This is a genomic window from Geminicoccaceae bacterium (assembly GCA_020638465.1).
Taxonomy (GTDB): Bacteria; Pseudomonadota; Alphaproteobacteria; order Geminicoccales; family Geminicoccaceae; genus JAGREO01.
This window is the reverse complement of sequence record JACKIM010000003.1, coordinates 237,386-252,901: the sequence shown is the minus strand read 5'-3', so window position 1 is coordinate 252,901 and position 15,516 is coordinate 237,386. Positions and strand designations below refer to the sequence as shown.

Sequence of the window (15,516 nt, the reverse complement as noted above, 5' to 3'; positions counted from 1 at the left end):
TGATCCATCATGACTGAAACATTCAATTTTGCCGTTATCGGCATCAATCACGGCCACATCGACGATCAGATCAAGGCCATGGTCGATGCAGGCTGCCACTTTACCCGGTTCTTCGCGATCGAAGACGAGCTGGCCGTACCCTTTGCCGAACGCTATCCGCAGGCCATGCGGGTGAAGGATGAGCGGGCTATCCTGGAGGATCCCTCCATCCGCCTTGTCGTCAGTGCGGCCATTCCATACGACCGGACACCCATAGCCGTCCGGGCCATGCGCGCCGGCAAGGACGTGATGCTCGACAAGCCCGGCTGCACGACCAAGGAACAACTGGCCGAACTGCGGGCAGCCCAGGCCGAGACCGGGCAGATCGTATCGATCTGCTATTCCGAGCACTACCAGCAAAAAGCGACCCAGACCGCGATCGGCATGGTTCGCGAGGGAGCGATCGGCCGGGTCATCCAGACGACCGGGCTGGGCCCGCACCGCATCGGCAACTATGCGAGGCCGGACTGGTTCTGGGACAGAAGACGCAACGGTTCGATCCTCACCGACATCGCCTCGCACCAGTTCGAGCAGTTCCTGAGCATCACCGGATGCAAGGATGCGACGATCCTGCACAGTGTGGAGACCAATTTCGACAACCCCGAGCATCCCGACTTTCTCGACTATGGCCATGCCGTCGTCGCCGCGGAAGGGGTGACGGGCTTCATCAGGGTCGACTGGTTCACGCCCAGGGGTGCGCCGACATGGGGTGACGGGCGCCTCTTTGTGGTCGGCACCGAGGGAACCATCGAACTGCGCAAGTACATGGATATCGAGGGTCGGCCCGGTGGCGATCACCTGTTCCTGACCGACACAAAGGGGACCCGCTACATCGACTGTTCGTCGACCGAGCTGACCTACGGTCCGAGACTGCGCGACGACATCCTCAATCGTACGGCTACCGCCATGCCGCAGGATCATTGCTTCTTCGCGATGCAGCTTGCGCTGGAAGCACACGAAAAGGCGGTGCGTATCGGCGGAGGGCGGCCGGCATGAAGCGGCTCAGGGTCGCCGTCGTCGGTTCGGGCATCGGCGGCAGCCACATCGAGGCCTATCGTGCCCTGCCAGACATGTATGATGTCGTTGCCCTGTGCGATCTCGACCATGCCCGTGGTCGCAAGGTTGCCGACCAGCACGGGATCGCCGAAGTTGATACCGGGCTCGACCAGACGCTTTCCCGGGATCTCGACCTCGTCGATATCTGCACCCCGTCGGGCCTGCATTTCGAGCAGGCCCGTGAGGCCATGAAGGCCGGGCACGACGTCGTCGTCGAAAAACCCGTGGCAAGTTCGCTGGCCGAAATCGACGAGCTTGCCGACCTGTCGCGCAGCAGCGGACGCACGGTTCATCCCATCTTCCAGTATCGCTTCGGGCACGGCATCCAGAAGCTTCATCATCTTATTGCCAAGGGTGTGGCCGGTCCTCCTTCGGTGGCAACTGCCGAGACCCACTGGTACCGCTCCGGCGACTATTACAAGGCCGGCCCCTGGCGCGGCACCTGGGCCGGAGAGCTCGGCGGTTGCTTCACCACCCATGCCATCCATATCCATGACCTGCTCTGTGAAGTTCTCGGGCCGGTGAGTTCCGTCCATGCGCGCAGTTCGCGCCGACTGAATGGAAACGAGACCGAGGATATGGGTATCATTTCGCTCGAATTCGAAAACGGGGCGATGGCCTCGTCCTCGGTGACGCTGGGATCGCGCGACGAGATGTCGAGGCTGCGATTCTGCTTTCGCGATCTGTGTGCCGAAAGCGGACGTTCTCCCTATAATCCCGGTCACGATCCGTGGACCTTCCCCAACGACGATGCGCAGGCAGCCGACCGCATCGAGGCCGCACTCGCCGATTTCGAACCGCTACCCGAGCGCTTTGTCGGCCAGTTCCATCGTCTGCATCAGGCCATCACCCGGGGCGGGAAACCGCCGGTGACGCTGGCCGATGCCCGGCGCTCGATCGAGCTCTCGACCGCGATCTATGCTTCGGTGAGCGGAGGCGAGACCGTCAAGCTGCCCATTTCGGTCAATCATCCGTTCTATCGGGGCTGGGCGGACATCATGAGGGGAGACGACGTCCATGGCTGATCTCGAACTGAGAAACGTGAAAAAGAGCTTCGGCCCGGTTCAGGTGATCCACGGCGTCGACCTGTCGATCGAGCAAGGCGAGTTCATCGTCTTTGTCGGCCCTTCAGGCTGTGGCAAATCGACTCTCCTGCGGATGATCGCCGGGCTTGAACCGATTTCAGGTGGCGAGATTGCGATCGCCGACAAGGTCGTCAATGAGGTACCGGCGGCGGCCCGGGGACTGGCCATGGTGTTCCAGTCTTACGCACTCTACCCGCACATGACGGTGCGAAAGAACCTCGCCTTCGGTCTGGAAACCGTCAAGACGCCCAAGGCGGAAATAACCAAGCGCGTGACCCAGGCCGCGGAAATCCTGCAGATCAACGAGTTGCTCGACCGCAAGCCGGGCCAGCTCTCCGGCGGCCAGCGGCAGCGTGTCGCCATCGGCAGGGCCATCGTCCGCGAGCCGCACATCTTCCTGTTCGACGAGCCCTTGTCGAATCTTGACGCCGAACTGCGCATGCAGATGCGCGTCGAGATCAACAAGCTGCATCGCCGCCTCGGTACGACCATGATCTTTGTCACCCACGATCAGGTCGAGGCCATGACGTTGGCTGACCGTATCGTGGTGCTGCGCAAGGGTATTGTCGAGCAGGTTGGTACACCGCTGGAGCTGTACAACCGGCCGAACAACATCTTTGTCGCCGGTTTTCTGGGATCGCCGCGAATGAATTTCCTGCAGGGCCGCATCGGCTCGGTCGACGGGAGTCATGCGACAGTCGATCTGGAAGGCGGGAGTTCCCTGCAGACCGATTTCCCTGCACCGCCTGCCACGGGAACCGCGGTCACCGTGGGCATCCGTCCCGAGGACCTGGTGCCGGTCGCTCCGGGTCAGGGCGTTCTCACCGGCGATGTGCAGATTGCCGAACAACTCGGTGGTGAGACCTATGTCTACATCACCCTGCCGAACGGAGGAACCTTGACCGCCGAGATCAAGGGGCAGGCTGCCCTGAACGTCGGCGAGCGTCTCGATCTGGCGATTGACTCGAACAAGTTCCACATCTTCGGCGCCGATGAAAAAGTAATCCGGCACGCCTGAGCTACCGACAAAGACAGAAGGGAAACGACCATGGCCTCACAACGACTGGGCCTGATCATGCACGGCGTCACCGGACGCATGGGCTTCAACCAGCATTTCGTCCGCTCGATCCTGGCCATCATGAAGGATGGCGGCGTCAGACTCTCCAACGGGGACCGGGTGATGCCGGATCCCATCATCGTCGGCCGCAATCCCGCCAAGATCGAGGCCCTGGCGAAGGCGCACGGCATCGAACGCTGGTCCTCCGATCTCGACGCCTGCCTCGCCGACGAACGCGACACGCTGTTCTTCGACGCCGGCACGACGCAGATGCGCTGCGGGCTGCTGGAACGCGCCATCAATGCCGGCAAGGACATCTATTGCGAGAAGCCCACAGCCGACAATCTCGAAGACGCGCTCGCGATTGCAAAGCTCGCCCGCGAGCGCGGCGTGCGCAACGGTGTGGTTCAGGACAAGCTCTTCCTGCCCGGTCTGGTCAAGCTCAAGGGTCTGATCGACAGCGGCTTTTTCGGCCGCATCCTGTCGGTGCGCGGCGAGTTCGGCTACTGGGTATTCGAGGGTGACTGGCGCGAGGCGCAGCGGCCGTCATGGAACTACCGCAAGGCCGATGGCGGCGGCATCATCCTCGACATGCTCTGCCACTGGCGCTATGTCATCGACAATCTGTTCGGCGACATCAAGTCGCTTTCCTGTCTCGGCGTGACACACATTCCCGAGCGCGTCGACGAGAACGGCAAGACCTACAAGGCCGATGCTGACGACGCCGCCTATGCCACTTTCGAGCTCGTCGACGGAACGGTCATCCAGATCAATTCATCATGGTGCACGCGCGTGCGCCGCGACGATCTCGTCACCTTCCATGTCGACGGCACCCACGGTTCGGCGGTGGCCGGACTGTTCTCCTGTGTCAGCCAGCACCGGGTCAACACGCCCAAGCCGGTGTGGAGCCCCGACCTGCCCAACAGCATCGACTTTTTCGAAACCTGGGAAACGGTTCCCGACGTGCAGGACTATCCCAACGGTTTCCGCGCCCAGTGGGAAATGTATATCCGCCATCTCTTCGAGGGCGGCGAATGGCGCTACGACCTGATGGCGGGCGCGCGCGGGGTGCAGCTTGCCGAGTTGGGGCTCAAGAGCTGGGCCGAGCGCCGCTGGCTCGATGTCCCGAAACTTGAGGGCTGAGCAATGACCGAAGTGAAATTGCCGAACGGCAATCGCATCGAAAGCTACAGGCTCGGCGGGCCGGGTGATTTTTCCGCACCCGATGTCGCATGGAACCGCATCGCCTTTGCGGCGGCGCATGTCGTCGCCGATCCGTTCGCCGAGGTCGATCCGTGGCTCGAGCCCGCCATCGACTGGGACGCGACCATGGCCTATCGCCACCATCTCTGGCGCCACGGCTTCGCCATCGCCGAGGCGATGGACACCGCCCAGCGCGGCATGGGCCTGTCATGGGAACACGCGCTTGATCTCATCCGCCGAAGTGTGAAGGAAGCGGCGGCCGTCGAGGGTGCGAAGGTCTATTCCGGCGTGGGCACCGATCATGTGGCCCCCTCGCCCGACATGACACCCGGTGCGATCAGGGATGCCTATCTCGAACAGCTCGAAGCGGTCGAAGGCGTCGGCGGACGGGTCATCCTCATGGCGAGCCGCGCCCTTGCCGCGGGCAAGCGTCCGGGCGAGGATTACATCCGCGTCTACAGCGACGTGCTCTCGCAGGCGAAGGAGCCGGTCATCATCCACTGGCTCGGCGACATGTTCGACCCCGCGCTCGAAGGCTACTGGGGTTCCACCGATATCGCCACCGCCATGGATACCTGCCTTGCCATGCTGCGCGAGAACGCCGCGAAGATCGACGGCATCAAGATCTCGCTGCTCTCCAGTGAAGCGGAAATCACCATGCGCCGGCGTCTGCCGGAGGGTATCCGCATGTATACCGGTGACGATTTCAACTATGCCGAACTGATCGAGGGTGACGAAGAGGGCCATTCCGACGCGCTGCTCGGCATCTTCGACGCCATCGCCCCGGCGGCGAATTCCGCGCTCAAACATCTGGCGGCCGGCAACAGCGAGCGCTTCAATACGCTGCTGGAACCGACCGTTCCGCTTTCACGCCATATCTTCAAGGCGCCGACCCGCTTCTACAAGACCGGCGTCGTGTTCCTTGCCTGGCTCAACGGTCACCAGAGCCACTTCACCATGGTCGGCGGTCAGGAATCGACCCGCTCGACGCAGCATCTGGCCGAGCTCTTCCGTCTTGCCGACAAGGCCGGCCTGCTCGCCGATCCCGAGTTTGCGGCACGGCGCATGAACCTCGCCATGCAGATTCGCGGGGTCGCGTGATGCCCGAAACCTCGCAGCTCTCGATCAACCTCGCCACGGTCCGCGCCCGCTACGAGATCGGGGAAATCCTCGATGCGGTCGCCCGCCACGGCATCCCGGCGGTGGCCCCCTGGCGCGACCAGATTGCCTCGATCGGGCTCAAGGAGACCTCCAAGCGCATCCGCGATCTCGGCCTGAAGGTTTCCGGCGTCTGTCGCGGCGGCATGTTCCCCACTGCCGACAAGGCGGCCTATGAGGCCAATCTCGAGGACAATGTCCGCGCGGTCGAGGAGGCGGCGGAACTGGATGCAGCCTGCCTCGTGCTGGTGGTGGGCGGCATTCCCGAAGGGTCGAAGGACCTCATCGGTGCGAGGACGCAGGTTCGCGACGGTATCGCCTGGTTGAACGAACGTGCGCAGGATGCCGGTGTGAAACTGGCCATCGAACCGCTCCATCCGATGTATTGCGCCGACCGCGCAGTGGTGAACACCATGGCCCATGCGCTCGACATCTGCGACGACGTCGGCGGCGATGTCGGTGTGGCCTGCGACGTCTACCATGTGTGGTGGGACCCGCAGCTCGACACCCAGATCGAACGGGCGGGCAAGGCGCGCCTGCACGCTTTCCACATCTGCGACTGGCTGCGCACCACCAGCGACATGCTGCTCGACCGCGGCATGATGGGCGATGGTGTCATCGACATTCCACCCATCCGCCGCAAGGTTGAAGCCCAGGGCTTTGACGGCTTTCACGAAGTGGAGATCTTCTCCAAGGACAACTGGTGGAAGCGCGACATCGACGATGTCCTCTCCACCTGCATCGAACGCCACCAGACCTGCTGTTGAATCCATGGCTTGCCAGCCGACCGGCGAAAGGCCGATGGCGGCCGCGTCACGGCTATCGGCCTTTCGTCATCGACATACTGTCAAATGGCCTGCAGGTGATAGGTGCGGATCGCGGTATCGCGGTAGAGTTGACGCTGCTCGGACTCGCTCGAACCGACGATGACCTCGTCGATCAGGGCTACCCAGTCGGGATAGGCATGGGTGAGTTCGGCAACCGTCCAGTCACTTCCGTACATGAGACGGCCGAAACCGAAGCAATCGATGATATGGGCGACATAGGGCTTGACGTCATCCTTCGTCCACTTGTCGTGATCGGCCTCGGTGATCATGCCGGAAAGCTTGCATACCACGTTCGGCATCCGCGCCAGTTCCTTCATCTGCTCCTTCCACGGCTCCCACATTCCGTGCTTGATGCCGGGCTTCCCCGCATGGTCGATCACGAACGAGACATCGGGACACCGATGTGCCAGTTCCAGGGCGAAGCTCAGGCACCAGTGCTTGACACAAATGTCGAACACAAGGCCGTGGTGCGGCAGCAGGTTCAGCGCATCGAGAAAGTCCTGTTCCAGGCACAACCGTGGATCGAGTTCGACCTCGATCAACCGGCGAATGCCCCGCAATGACGCATTTCGCTTCAGAGCGATCAGATCATCCTCGACCGCGGTACCCTTTTCCAGCGGCGCATGGGCGACGATGCCCTTGATCCGCTCATCCCCGTCGGCGAGGCCCTGAGCCCAGGCGGCTTCGTCCAGATGCTGGCCCGGCGCCACCGCCACTTCAGCGAACACGATGCCGTCGACCTCGACGGAACCGCGTGCCGCATCGAATTCTGCCAGCCCGTGGGATTTGTTGATCTTTGGCACATTGGCAAGCCAAGGATAGCTCAGATGGGCGATATCGTAGAGGTGGACATGACTGTCGACGATCGGAAATGACGGCATGGGTTCCTCCTGTCATGGTCGCTTCCCCTTTTGTCGACATCCTACATTGAGTGGCCTTCCCTGCCTAGCAACCGGTTCACGATTTCGGCGCGGCGCGTCTCTCCAATCCACCGTTGAAATCCATCAGTTCGAAAACTTTCGCAAACGTGATGGACCACGGACGGGGCATGCATTAACTTTTGTCGCAAGCCTTTGGTGGCAGGCTGGTCGGGTGTGGCCGAAAGGTTGAGGGATCTCGCCTCTCGGTCGACATCTCACAAGGTGCCCAAGCGGGAAATCCTATCCATCCCGTCATTCTCTTTCAGTAAAGTGACGGGCCAGTGTTGATCCGGGAGGACAAGAATTGAAAGCCGATATCTACGAAATGCTGGTGCGCAATGGCCTGAACCGCCGCAGCGTCCTCAAGGGTACGGCCAGCACGAGTGCCCTGGCCCTGCTCGGGTCGACCGGTATCGGGCGCGCAGCACGTGCCCAGGACGATATCCGCGCGCAGATCCTCCAGATCCCCGGCGTGGGGGCAGGGACTCCCACCGACGCGGACTGGCAGAAGGTCGGCGAGCTTTGTCTCGGCGGGACTCGACAAACCGTCGAGGATGGCGAGTTTGCCGGCGTCGAGCTGAAGTTCATGGGATTGAACAACCAGAATCAGCACAATGTGATCTTCCGTGGCATGCTCAAGGCGTGGGAGAAATATACCGGCGCGAAGATCGAGTGGATCGACCTTGCCCAGGCCGATTACAATGCGCGCCTGCAGCAGTCCATCGCCACGGGGACAGTCGACTTCGACATCCTCGAGATGGGGGCGCCCTTCGAAGGTGATGTCTGCGGTCGCGGCCTTGCCTCGGAGGTTCCCGACTGGGTCAAGGAGCTGATCGACATGGATGATTATGTCGATTACCTCAAGGCGCCCGTAGGGACATGGAAGGGCAAGACCTACCGTATCTCCATTGACGGCGACTGCCATACTTTCTCCTATCGCACCGACTATTTCGCCAATCCGGAATTCAAGGACGCCTGGGCGGCCGAAGGACACGAGGGCGAGTTCGCGCCGCCCGGAACCTGGCAGCAGGTGCAGGAGATCAGCAAGTTCCTCGCGGGCAAGACCGACCCGCTGAGCGGCCTGCCCGCGCACGGTTACCTCGACCCGCTCAAGGGCTGGGGCGGCTTCGGCTTTTACTTTCTTGAGAGTCGGGCGACAGCCTATGCGAAATATCCGGGAGATCCGGCCTGGCTGTTCGACCCCGAAACGATGAAACCGAGGGTCAACAATCCGGCCTTCGTCCGCGCCATTCAGGACGTGCTCGACATCATGCCCGACCAGCCGGCTGACCAGATCAATGCCGACCCCGGCACGACTGGCTTCCAGCAGTTCCTCGCCGGTACCGGCTCGATGCTGTCCTGGTGGGGCGATATCGGCTCGAATGCGCGCACGTCCGACAGCTCGGTGGTTGGCGACGTGGTCGCCTTCCGCATCCTGCCGGGCTCGGACGACGTCTACAACTCGAACACCGGCGAGTGGGAGCAGACCTACAACGAGGCCCCGAACATGGCCTATATCGGCTGGGGCGTCTATGTGATGTCCACGGTCGAAGGTGACGAGCAAAAGAAGAAGGCCGCATGGTCGGCGGCAGCGCATCTGGGCGGCAAGGACCTGTCGCTGTGGCTGTCGGCCTACCCTTCCGGCTTCCAGCCTTATCGCAATTCCCACTTTCAGTACGACGAGTGGGAAGCTGCCGGTTACGACCGCGCCTATATCGAGGACTATCTCGGTTCCAACCTCGACAGCTACAATCACCCCAACGCCGCCATCGAGCCGCGTATCCCCGGAATCTTCCAGTATTACTCGGTGGCAGAGGACGAACTTGCCAAGGGTTATGCCGGTCAGTACGGATCAGCTCAGGAAACCGCGGATGCCATTGCTGCGGCCTGGGAGAAGATCACCGACCAGATCGGGCGCGAGCAGCAGATCGCGCTCTACAAGGAATCGCTCGGTCTCTGATCGGCAGAATGCTGACACGGCCGGCTGTCTTCATCTGCCGGCCGTCTTCATCTTGAGGATTTGCCCTTGGCCAGTGAAGGTGATCGGCTGCACGTCGTCACGGCAGACAATATCACGCCGCAAAGGCGTGGATTCGGCCTGCTCCTCATGCATGGGAGCGCTGGCCTGCTCGTGCTCGTGGCCTTCGCACAGGCCGCATGGATGCTCGGCTGGATCGACCCCGGTTTCACATCCTGGCGGCCGACGCTCTATGCCTACGTCCTGTGGTGTGTGTGTCTGTGTACAGGTCAGGTCCTGCTCAAGGGAGAGCACGGCAAACGCCTTGTCTTCGTCCTGCCCGCCGCGCTGTTCACCGTGGCCATGGTCGTGTTCCCGCTGGTCTTCGGCCTGACGATCGCGTTCACGGACTGGAATCTCGCCTCGTTGCAGGGCGGTCATTTTAACGGTCTGGGCAATATCCGACAGATGTGGGAAGATCCGTTCTTCTGGAACGCGCTTACCAACATGATCTGGTATTCGCTTGCCATCATCATCGAATACGGCATCGCCTTCGGACTAGCGATTCTCCTCAACGGCCAGATCCGGGCGCGCAAGTTCTTCCGCGTCGCCTTCCTCATGCCGCTCATGCTGAGCCCGGTCGCGGTGAGCTGGATGGTCGGCAAGTCCATGCTCGAAGCCCGCTTCGGCCCGATCGCCCGGCTCGTCCGCTGGCTCGGCTGGGAAAACCCGTCCTTCTTCGGCACACCGGAGATTGCCCGGGCGATGATCATGATGATGGACGCATGGACGTTCATTCCGTTCATGATGATCATGATTCTCGCGGGCCTGCAGGCGATCCCAAGGGAATTGAACGAAGCCGCCTATGTCGATGGCGCGACACCCTGGCAGAATTTCTGGAAGATCACCTTTCCGCTGATGCTGCCGGTCTCGATCACCGCCATCATGATCCGCATCATCTTCAAGCTGAAGCTCGCCGATATCATCATCAACGTCACCTCCGGCGGGCCCGGCGGGGCAACCGACAGCGTCACCAGCTTCATCTTCCGCGAATACCGGGATCGCTCGAATGTCGGCTACGGCACATTGCTCGCCATGGTCTACCTTGTGTTGATCATCATTGCCATGACCGTGCTGATGAAATTCGCCGACCGATGGACCAACCCGAAATACCAGCGATGACCGAACAGATCTTCCACGACAGTGAAGCCGACCGCCGCCACAGCGGCCAGTGGTGGTTGAGCCGCACGGCTGTATACGGCGCACTTCTCCTCTGGGCCGTGATCTGCCTGTTCCCGATCTTCTGGACCATCACCACATCCTTCAAGATGGCGCCCGATGTCATGAAGGGTGCGATTCTTCCGTGGATCGATTTCACTCCGAAATGGCTGGGCTGGAAGTCGCTCGGGCTGTCGCCCGATACCATCGGTGCGGAAAGCACCGTGCGCGCGGAATTCCTCAAGCGGTTTGCCAATTCCACCATCGCCTCGGTCTCATCGTCGGCACTCGCGGTTGTCCTGGGCAGTCTCGCCGCCTATGGCCTGTCGCGCTTTTCCTACCGCTTCGGGTTCATGCGCAATTCGGATATCCTGTTCTTCTTCCTCAGCCAGTTGATCCTGCCGCCCGTGGTCCTCGCCCTGCCCTTCCTCGTCCTCTACAAGGAACTCGCCCTGCTCGACACGCATGCAGGACTGATCCTCCTGTATACACTCACCGTTCTGCCCATCGTCATCTGGATCATGCGTGATCAGTTCGCCTCGATCCCGGTCGAACTTGAGGAAGCCGCCCTGGTCGATGGGCTTTCCGTCTGGGGAGCGTTCGCCACGATCGTGCTGCCCATCGCCCTGCCCGGCATGGTCGCGGCCTTCATCCTCAGCCTCGTGCTCACCTGGAACGAGTATTTCTTCGCGGCCCTCCTGACGTCCACGGATGCCGTTACCATGCCGGTAATGGTCGCAAGCCAGACAGGCAGCCAGGGCATCTCGTGGTGGTCGATGGCCGCTCTCTCGTTTGCCGCGATCCTGCCGCTGATCGTCATCGGCATCCTGCTCGAACGCTACATCATCAAGGGGATGGCCGCCGGTGCAGTGAAATAGGCGGGCGCTCAGGCCGGATCGGCGGGCTGCATCAGTTCGACCGCCTTGAGCGAATGCGCCCAGGTCGCACCGGCACGCATTTCGGCCGCCACCCAGATCGCCTCCATCACCTGCTCGTCACTGGCCCCTGCCCGGCGTGCCGCCTTCACATGCCCCTCGATGCACCAGGGACACTGGGTCACATGCGCGACCGCGACGGCGATGAGCTGTTTGGTACGCGCATCCAGCGCCCCCTCGGCGAATGTCGCCTTTGAGAATGCAAGGAAGGCGTCCTCGACCTCCGGTGCCAGGGCATGACGTCTCCCGGCAAGTTCCCGGCTGGCCTTGGGCAGGTGCATTTCGGACATGATGCGAATCCTCCTGTCGCGTTATGGAAATGGGTCGAGACGAACTCCACCGGTATCGAACTGAATGTATACGGACTGTTCGATCTGTATACAGTTCTACGATTTGTGGTCGACATTGTGTCGACGCCCGGGAAAAGGATTACCCAGAGAAGTCCGACGCTGGTCAGTGGTTGTCGCCTGCGTGACAACCAGCGCTTCAAATTCGGCCGCGGGAACAGCACCGCCAAAATGGAAACCTTGTGCCTGACGACAACCCAGTCCGCGGAGGAATTCCGCCTGGGCGGAAGTTTCCACACCTTCGGCGATAATCTCAAGATTAAGATGCCTGCCAAGATCGATGATGCTGCGCACAATCGCCTCGTCCTCACGGTCCAGACCGATCTCGCCAACAAACGACCGGTCGACCTTGAGCCGGTCAAGCGGAAACCGCTTGAGATAGACAAGGCTCGCATAGCCCGTACCGAAATCGTCGAACGCGATGCTCACTCCCTGCTCCCGCAGCGAATGCAGCATCGAGACCGTTTCATCACCATGGTCGAGAACGACATCCTCGGTGACCTCGATCTCGATCAGGCATGCCGGCAGCTTCGCCTCCACGAGGACGGATTCTATCGAATCCCGCAACAGTCCGGCTCGAAATTCACCCTGCGATACATTCACTCCGACACGAATGGGATATCCGAGATCATGCCACTCCCGCGCCTGCCGGCACGCCGTCTCCATGACCCAACGGCTGAACTGGCTGGCAAGCGGACTGGCATTGAGCACGGAGATGAATTCACCGGGGAGAACCAGCCCGCGTTCCGGGTGATTCCAGCGTACAAGCGCTTCCGCTCCGACAATCGTCAGATCCTGAAGGGACACCTGCGGCTGGTAATAGAGCACGAATTCGGATTGCTCCATCGCGCGCTGCAACTCGACATGGAGCGTGCGGCGCCGGGCAATCTGTGCCCGGATTTCCGGTTCATAATACGAGATTCGCTGCCGACCCGACTTCTTGGCCCTATGCAGGGCAAGATCGGCGTTGGCAAGCAATTCGTTGCCGGATCGCCCATGTTGAGGAAAGCATGCCAGCCCCGCGCTCGCACGGACGTAGACTGCCTGACGATCGAAGACGAAGGGATGTTCGGATATGACGCCCAGCATTCGCTCGGCGATATTGCGAGCCCTATCGGCGACGGTGCCCTCGTCGACAAGAGCCGCGAAACCGTCACCGCCGACACGGGCCATCACAACCGCCGGACCCACGACGTTGCGCAAGCGGTTGACGACCGCTACCAGAAGCTGGTCGCCGCAGGCGTGACCCAGCGTGTCATTGACTTCCTTGAACCCGTCAAGGTCGAGCGTGATCAGTACTTTGCGCCGGGTTTCATCGGCTGGCCATGCCGCGCCTTCGTCGATCAGGCGTTCCATCGCTCCACGATTGATGAGACCGGTAAGATCGTCGTGCTCCGCGAGATACCGGATTCGATCCTCGTCACGCCGGCGAGCGCTGATATCGCGAAAAACGCTGGCAACATGCAGGCCATCGGGGTCCCGCCATGCCGAAATGCTCGCTTCGACGCATATGAGCCTTCCGCTCTTGCATCGACCGACAAACTCGCTCTGGACCCCGCCGGTACGCACCAGGTCGGCCACCGGCATTGTTTCAAGGTTGAACGGTGATGGCGAATCACCAACCAGTAGCTCTACGGGTTTGCCAATGATTTCCTCGCTGCGATAACCAAAGATATTCTCGGCCGCAGCGTTCCAGAAATTTATCCGTCCGGAGGTATCGACACACAGGACCCCGTCACCCAGAACCGCCGACAGATTGTCGATGTTCCAGCGCAGCCCTCGTTCGGCCAGCTTTACCCGCCGCAGTTCCATGAGGTCCATGACGATTGCTGAAAAATCGGCGAGCGCGGCCATCTCGGACGTCTCGAACCGTGTCCTTGGAGTTTGCGAAAACGCACAAACGGAACCAACCACGATACCTGCCGGCGTGACCAGCGGATAACCGGCATAAAATCGCACTCCCATGCCGGTAACGAGCCCCGAATCCTTGAACCGTTCATCCCGGGTCGCGTCGAGAACCACCACGGGTTGTACCGATTGCACGACATCGCGACAGAAACTGTCCCGGGCAATAATCGCCGCCGTACAGAACCCCTGCTTTGCCTTGAACCAGATACGATCATAATCAAGGAATGAAATCGAAGAATATTCCGAGCCGAAATGACTGGCTACAAGCCTGACAATCCGATCAAAAGCATCTTCCGGTGGAGTATCAAGAATTTGATACAACTCCAGAGCGCCACGACGTATGCAACTGTCGGTAGACGCCATCTCAACCATCATTCCCTGAACTCCTTGCCCTGCAAGACCTCCAGAACGGGAGCTACAATCACCGCTTGCCAATATTCCGGATCAACTGGAGTTCCTGCCGCTCAGATCAAACCGCCTGAATACGGGCAGGCATGACAAGATGAGCCGTCGGATGCAGTAATACTGATTTCCATAAAAGACAAAGCATGATCTAGCATATCCTCAGGGTTGCTCAAGCAAAATTATTGTCGCTTGGGAAGATATCGAGTACTCGCGATGCTTGATGTCGCAGATATGACCCGGCCGGGAGAAGCTGTCCCGGCCGGTCGAATGATTCAACGATAGGGGAAGCCCGCGGCCTCCTGAACCTTTGTGTATTCCTTGTAGATCTGGACGACGCGGGCAGCGCGATCGCTGGTTGCCGCGATCTCATCCCAGAATTCCTCGGCGTCGCGCGTGACCTGGGCCCATTCCTCTTCCGGAATGCGCGTCAGTTCCATCTTGTCGCCGGTGACCCTCAACTGCGCCTCGCCGCCCCAATACCAGACCTGCCTGTAGTAGTGCGACTGGTCCGCGGTGGAGAGGAAGAGTTGCTTGAGATGGTCGGGAACTTTCGCCCAGCTGTCGGTATTGGCGAAGTAGGAACCGCACCAGGCGCCGCAGATATTGTTGGTGAGCGCGTAAGAGCAGACATCCGCCCAGCCCACCTCGTACGCCTCGGTGAAGCCGCACCAGGCGACACCATCGAGTTCTCCGGTCTGGATCGCCACCTCGACATCATCCCACGGTACGGTGACGGGGATGAGCCCGTAGCGGGACAGGAAACGGCCGGCCGTCGGCACACCGAACACGCGCTTGCCGTTCATGTCGGCCAGCGACTTGATCGGTTCGCGGGTAAAGATATGCAGCGGGTCCCAGGCACCGGCGCTTAGCCATTCCACACCATCGATCTCGTCATAGGCCTCCTTCCAGATCTCCTTGAGGCCATAGCGCTCGAACATCACCGGCAGATCGAGGCTGAAGCGGCAGGAGAAGGGAAAATAGCCACCGAAGACGCCGACATCCGCCGGCGACGCCATGGTCGCATCGTCCGACTGAACGGCATCGATCGTGCCATTCTGCAGGGCTCGAAACAGCTCTGCCGTGGGGACGAGCTGATCGGCGTAATACAGCTCGATCTCCATCTCGCCATTGGCCGCCTTGTTGAAGGCATCGATATGCGGCTTGATGACATGCGCACCGAGCGGCGCGCCCGAATAGCTTTGCAGGCGCCACTTGATCGGTGCCTGGGCCCTGACGATGGCCGGCGCAGCGATCACCGAGCCGGCGGCAGCGGCAGCGGCAGCACTGCCGACACCGGCCGTCTTGATGAAGGAACGGCGGCTTCCCGCATTATTGTCCCCGGGTGCCTTGATGATCCCTGTCATGATGATCTCTCCTTTGTTGATCGGGTCGTCCGGCGGG

13 protein-coding genes are annotated in these 15,516 nt (G+C 61.0%); 9 read left to right on the top strand and 4 right to left on the bottom strand.

Going from position 1 to position 15,516, the window contains the following annotated elements; translation table 11 throughout:
* Positions 1-9: 9 nt before the first annotated feature.
* The 6 genes from H6851_20780 to H6851_20755 are packed head-to-tail and all read left to right on the top strand — an operon-like array spanning position 10 to position 6,365.
* Entirely contained in the window at positions 10-1,035 is a 1,026-nt protein-coding gene (locus tag H6851_20780; GenBank protein MCB9946042.1) for a Gfo/Idh/MocA family oxidoreductase, read from the top strand.
* Positions 1,032-2,120: a Gfo/Idh/MocA family oxidoreductase gene (locus H6851_20775; GenBank protein MCB9946041.1), complete on the top strand. Its 1,089-nt coding sequence runs from the start codon at positions 1,032-1,034 to the stop codon at positions 2,118-2,120. The genes H6851_20780 and H6851_20775 overlap by 4 nt, the downstream gene beginning before the upstream one ends.
* The gene (gene ugpC / locus H6851_20770; GenBank protein ID MCB9946040.1) at positions 2,113-3,198 is read left to right on the top strand and encodes a sn-glycerol-3-phosphate ABC transporter ATP-binding protein UgpC; all 1,086 of its coding nucleotides are present in this window, start codon (positions 2,113-2,115) and stop codon (positions 3,196-3,198) included. The genes H6851_20775 and ugpC overlap by 8 nt, the downstream gene beginning before the upstream one ends.
* A gap of 30 nt (positions 3,199-3,228) precedes the next feature.
* Positions 3,229-4,380, top strand: a complete 1,152-nt coding sequence (locus H6851_20765) for a Gfo/Idh/MocA family oxidoreductase (GenBank protein ID MCB9946039.1) — start codon at positions 3,229-3,231, stop codon at positions 4,378-4,380.
* 3 nt (positions 4,381-4,383) lie between these two features.
* A complete protein-coding gene (locus H6851_20760; protein ID MCB9946038.1) occupies positions 4,384-5,541 on the top strand; it encodes a dihydrodipicolinate synthase family protein in 1,158 nt (385 codons plus the stop codon).
* Positions 5,541-6,365 (top strand): sugar phosphate isomerase/epimerase, encoded by an 825-nt coding sequence (locus tag H6851_20755; protein ID MCB9946037.1) that lies wholly within the window; start codon positions 5,541-5,543, stop codon positions 6,363-6,365. The genes H6851_20760 and H6851_20755 overlap by 1 nt, the downstream gene beginning before the upstream one ends.
* Positions 6,366-6,445: 80 nt before the next feature.
* On the opposite strand, the gene H6851_20750 is transcribed toward H6851_20755, so the two are convergent.
* On the bottom strand, positions 6,446-7,306 hold the full coding sequence (locus H6851_20750; protein ID MCB9946036.1) for an amidohydrolase family protein: 861 nt from the start codon (positions 7,304-7,306) through the stop codon (positions 6,446-6,448).
* A 343-nt stretch (positions 7,307-7,649) separates the two neighbouring features.
* Between H6851_20750 and H6851_20745 the strand changes: the two genes are divergently transcribed.
* The 3 genes from H6851_20745 (at position 7,650) to H6851_20735 (ending at position 11,398) form a co-directional block, all read left to right on the top strand.
* Complete coding sequence (locus tag H6851_20745; protein MCB9946035.1) at positions 7,650-9,305, top strand: extracellular solute-binding protein; 1,656 nt, start codon at positions 7,650-7,652, stop codon at positions 9,303-9,305.
* 147 nt (positions 9,306-9,452) lie between these two features.
* A complete protein-coding gene (locus H6851_20740) occupies positions 9,453-10,484 on the top strand; it encodes a sugar ABC transporter permease (GenBank protein MCB9946034.1) in 1,032 nt (343 codons plus the stop codon).
* Positions 10,481-11,398: a carbohydrate ABC transporter permease gene (locus H6851_20735; GenBank protein MCB9946033.1), complete on the top strand. Its 918-nt coding sequence runs from the start codon at positions 10,481-10,483 to the stop codon at positions 11,396-11,398. Before H6851_20740 ends, H6851_20735 begins: the two co-directional genes overlap by 4 nt.
* 8 nt (positions 11,399-11,406) lie before the next feature.
* On the opposite strand, the gene H6851_20730 is transcribed toward H6851_20735, so the two are convergent.
* The 3 genes from H6851_20730 to dctP all read right to left on the bottom strand — a co-directional run bounded on the left by H6851_20730 (position 11,407) and on the right by dctP (position 15,479).
* Complete coding sequence (locus H6851_20730; protein ID MCB9946032.1) at positions 11,407-11,745, bottom strand: carboxymuconolactone decarboxylase family protein; 339 nt, start codon at positions 11,743-11,745, stop codon at positions 11,407-11,409.
* 96 nt (positions 11,746-11,841) lie between these two features.
* Complete coding sequence (locus H6851_20725; GenBank protein MCB9946031.1) at positions 11,842-14,085, bottom strand: EAL domain-containing protein; 2,244 nt, start codon at positions 14,083-14,085, stop codon at positions 11,842-11,844.
* A gap of 302 nt (positions 14,086-14,387) precedes the next feature.
* Positions 14,388-15,479 (bottom strand): TRAP transporter substrate-binding protein DctP, encoded by a 1,092-nt coding sequence (dctP, locus tag H6851_20720; GenBank protein ID MCB9946030.1) that lies wholly within the window; start codon positions 15,477-15,479, stop codon positions 14,388-14,390.
* Between the last annotated feature and the right edge of the window lie 37 nt (positions 15,480-15,516).

Excerpts from the sequence above, each read along its gene's own strand:
- H6851_20780 (MCB9946042.1), top strand. The coding sequence starts at position 10 with ATGACTGAAACATTCAATTTTGCCGTTATCGGCATCAATCACGGCCAC.
- H6851_20775 (MCB9946041.1), top strand. The coding sequence starts at position 1,032 with ATGAAGCGGCTCAGGGTCGCCGTCGTCGGTTCGGGCATCGGCGGCAGC.
- ugpC (MCB9946040.1), top strand. The coding sequence starts at position 2,113 with ATGGCTGATCTCGAACTGAGAAACGTGAAAAAGAGCTTCGGCCCGGTT.
- H6851_20765 (MCB9946039.1), top strand. The coding sequence starts at position 3,229 with ATGGCCTCACAACGACTGGGCCTGATCATGCACGGCGTCACCGGACGC.
- H6851_20760 (MCB9946038.1), top strand. The coding sequence starts at position 4,384 with ATGACCGAAGTGAAATTGCCGAACGGCAATCGCATCGAAAGCTACAGG.
- H6851_20755 (MCB9946037.1), top strand. The coding sequence starts at position 5,541 with ATGCCCGAAACCTCGCAGCTCTCGATCAACCTCGCCACGGTCCGCGCC.
- H6851_20750 (MCB9946036.1), bottom strand. The coding sequence starts at position 7,306 with ATGCCGTCATTTCCGATCGTCGACAGTCATGTCCACCTCTACGATATC.
- H6851_20740 (MCB9946034.1), top strand. The coding sequence starts at position 9,453 with ATGCATGGGAGCGCTGGCCTGCTCGTGCTCGTGGCCTTCGCACAGGCC.
- H6851_20735 (MCB9946033.1), top strand. The coding sequence starts at position 10,481 with ATGACCGAACAGATCTTCCACGACAGTGAAGCCGACCGCCGCCACAGC.
- H6851_20730 (MCB9946032.1), bottom strand. The coding sequence starts at position 11,745 with ATGTCCGAAATGCACCTGCCCAAGGCCAGCCGGGAACTTGCCGGGAGA.
- H6851_20725 (MCB9946031.1), bottom strand. The coding sequence starts at position 14,085 with ATGATGGTTGAGATGGCGTCTACCGACAGTTGCATACGTCGTGGCGCT.
- dctP (MCB9946030.1), bottom strand. The coding sequence starts at position 15,479 with ATGACAGGGATCATCAAGGCACCCGGGGACAATAATGCGGGAAGCCGC.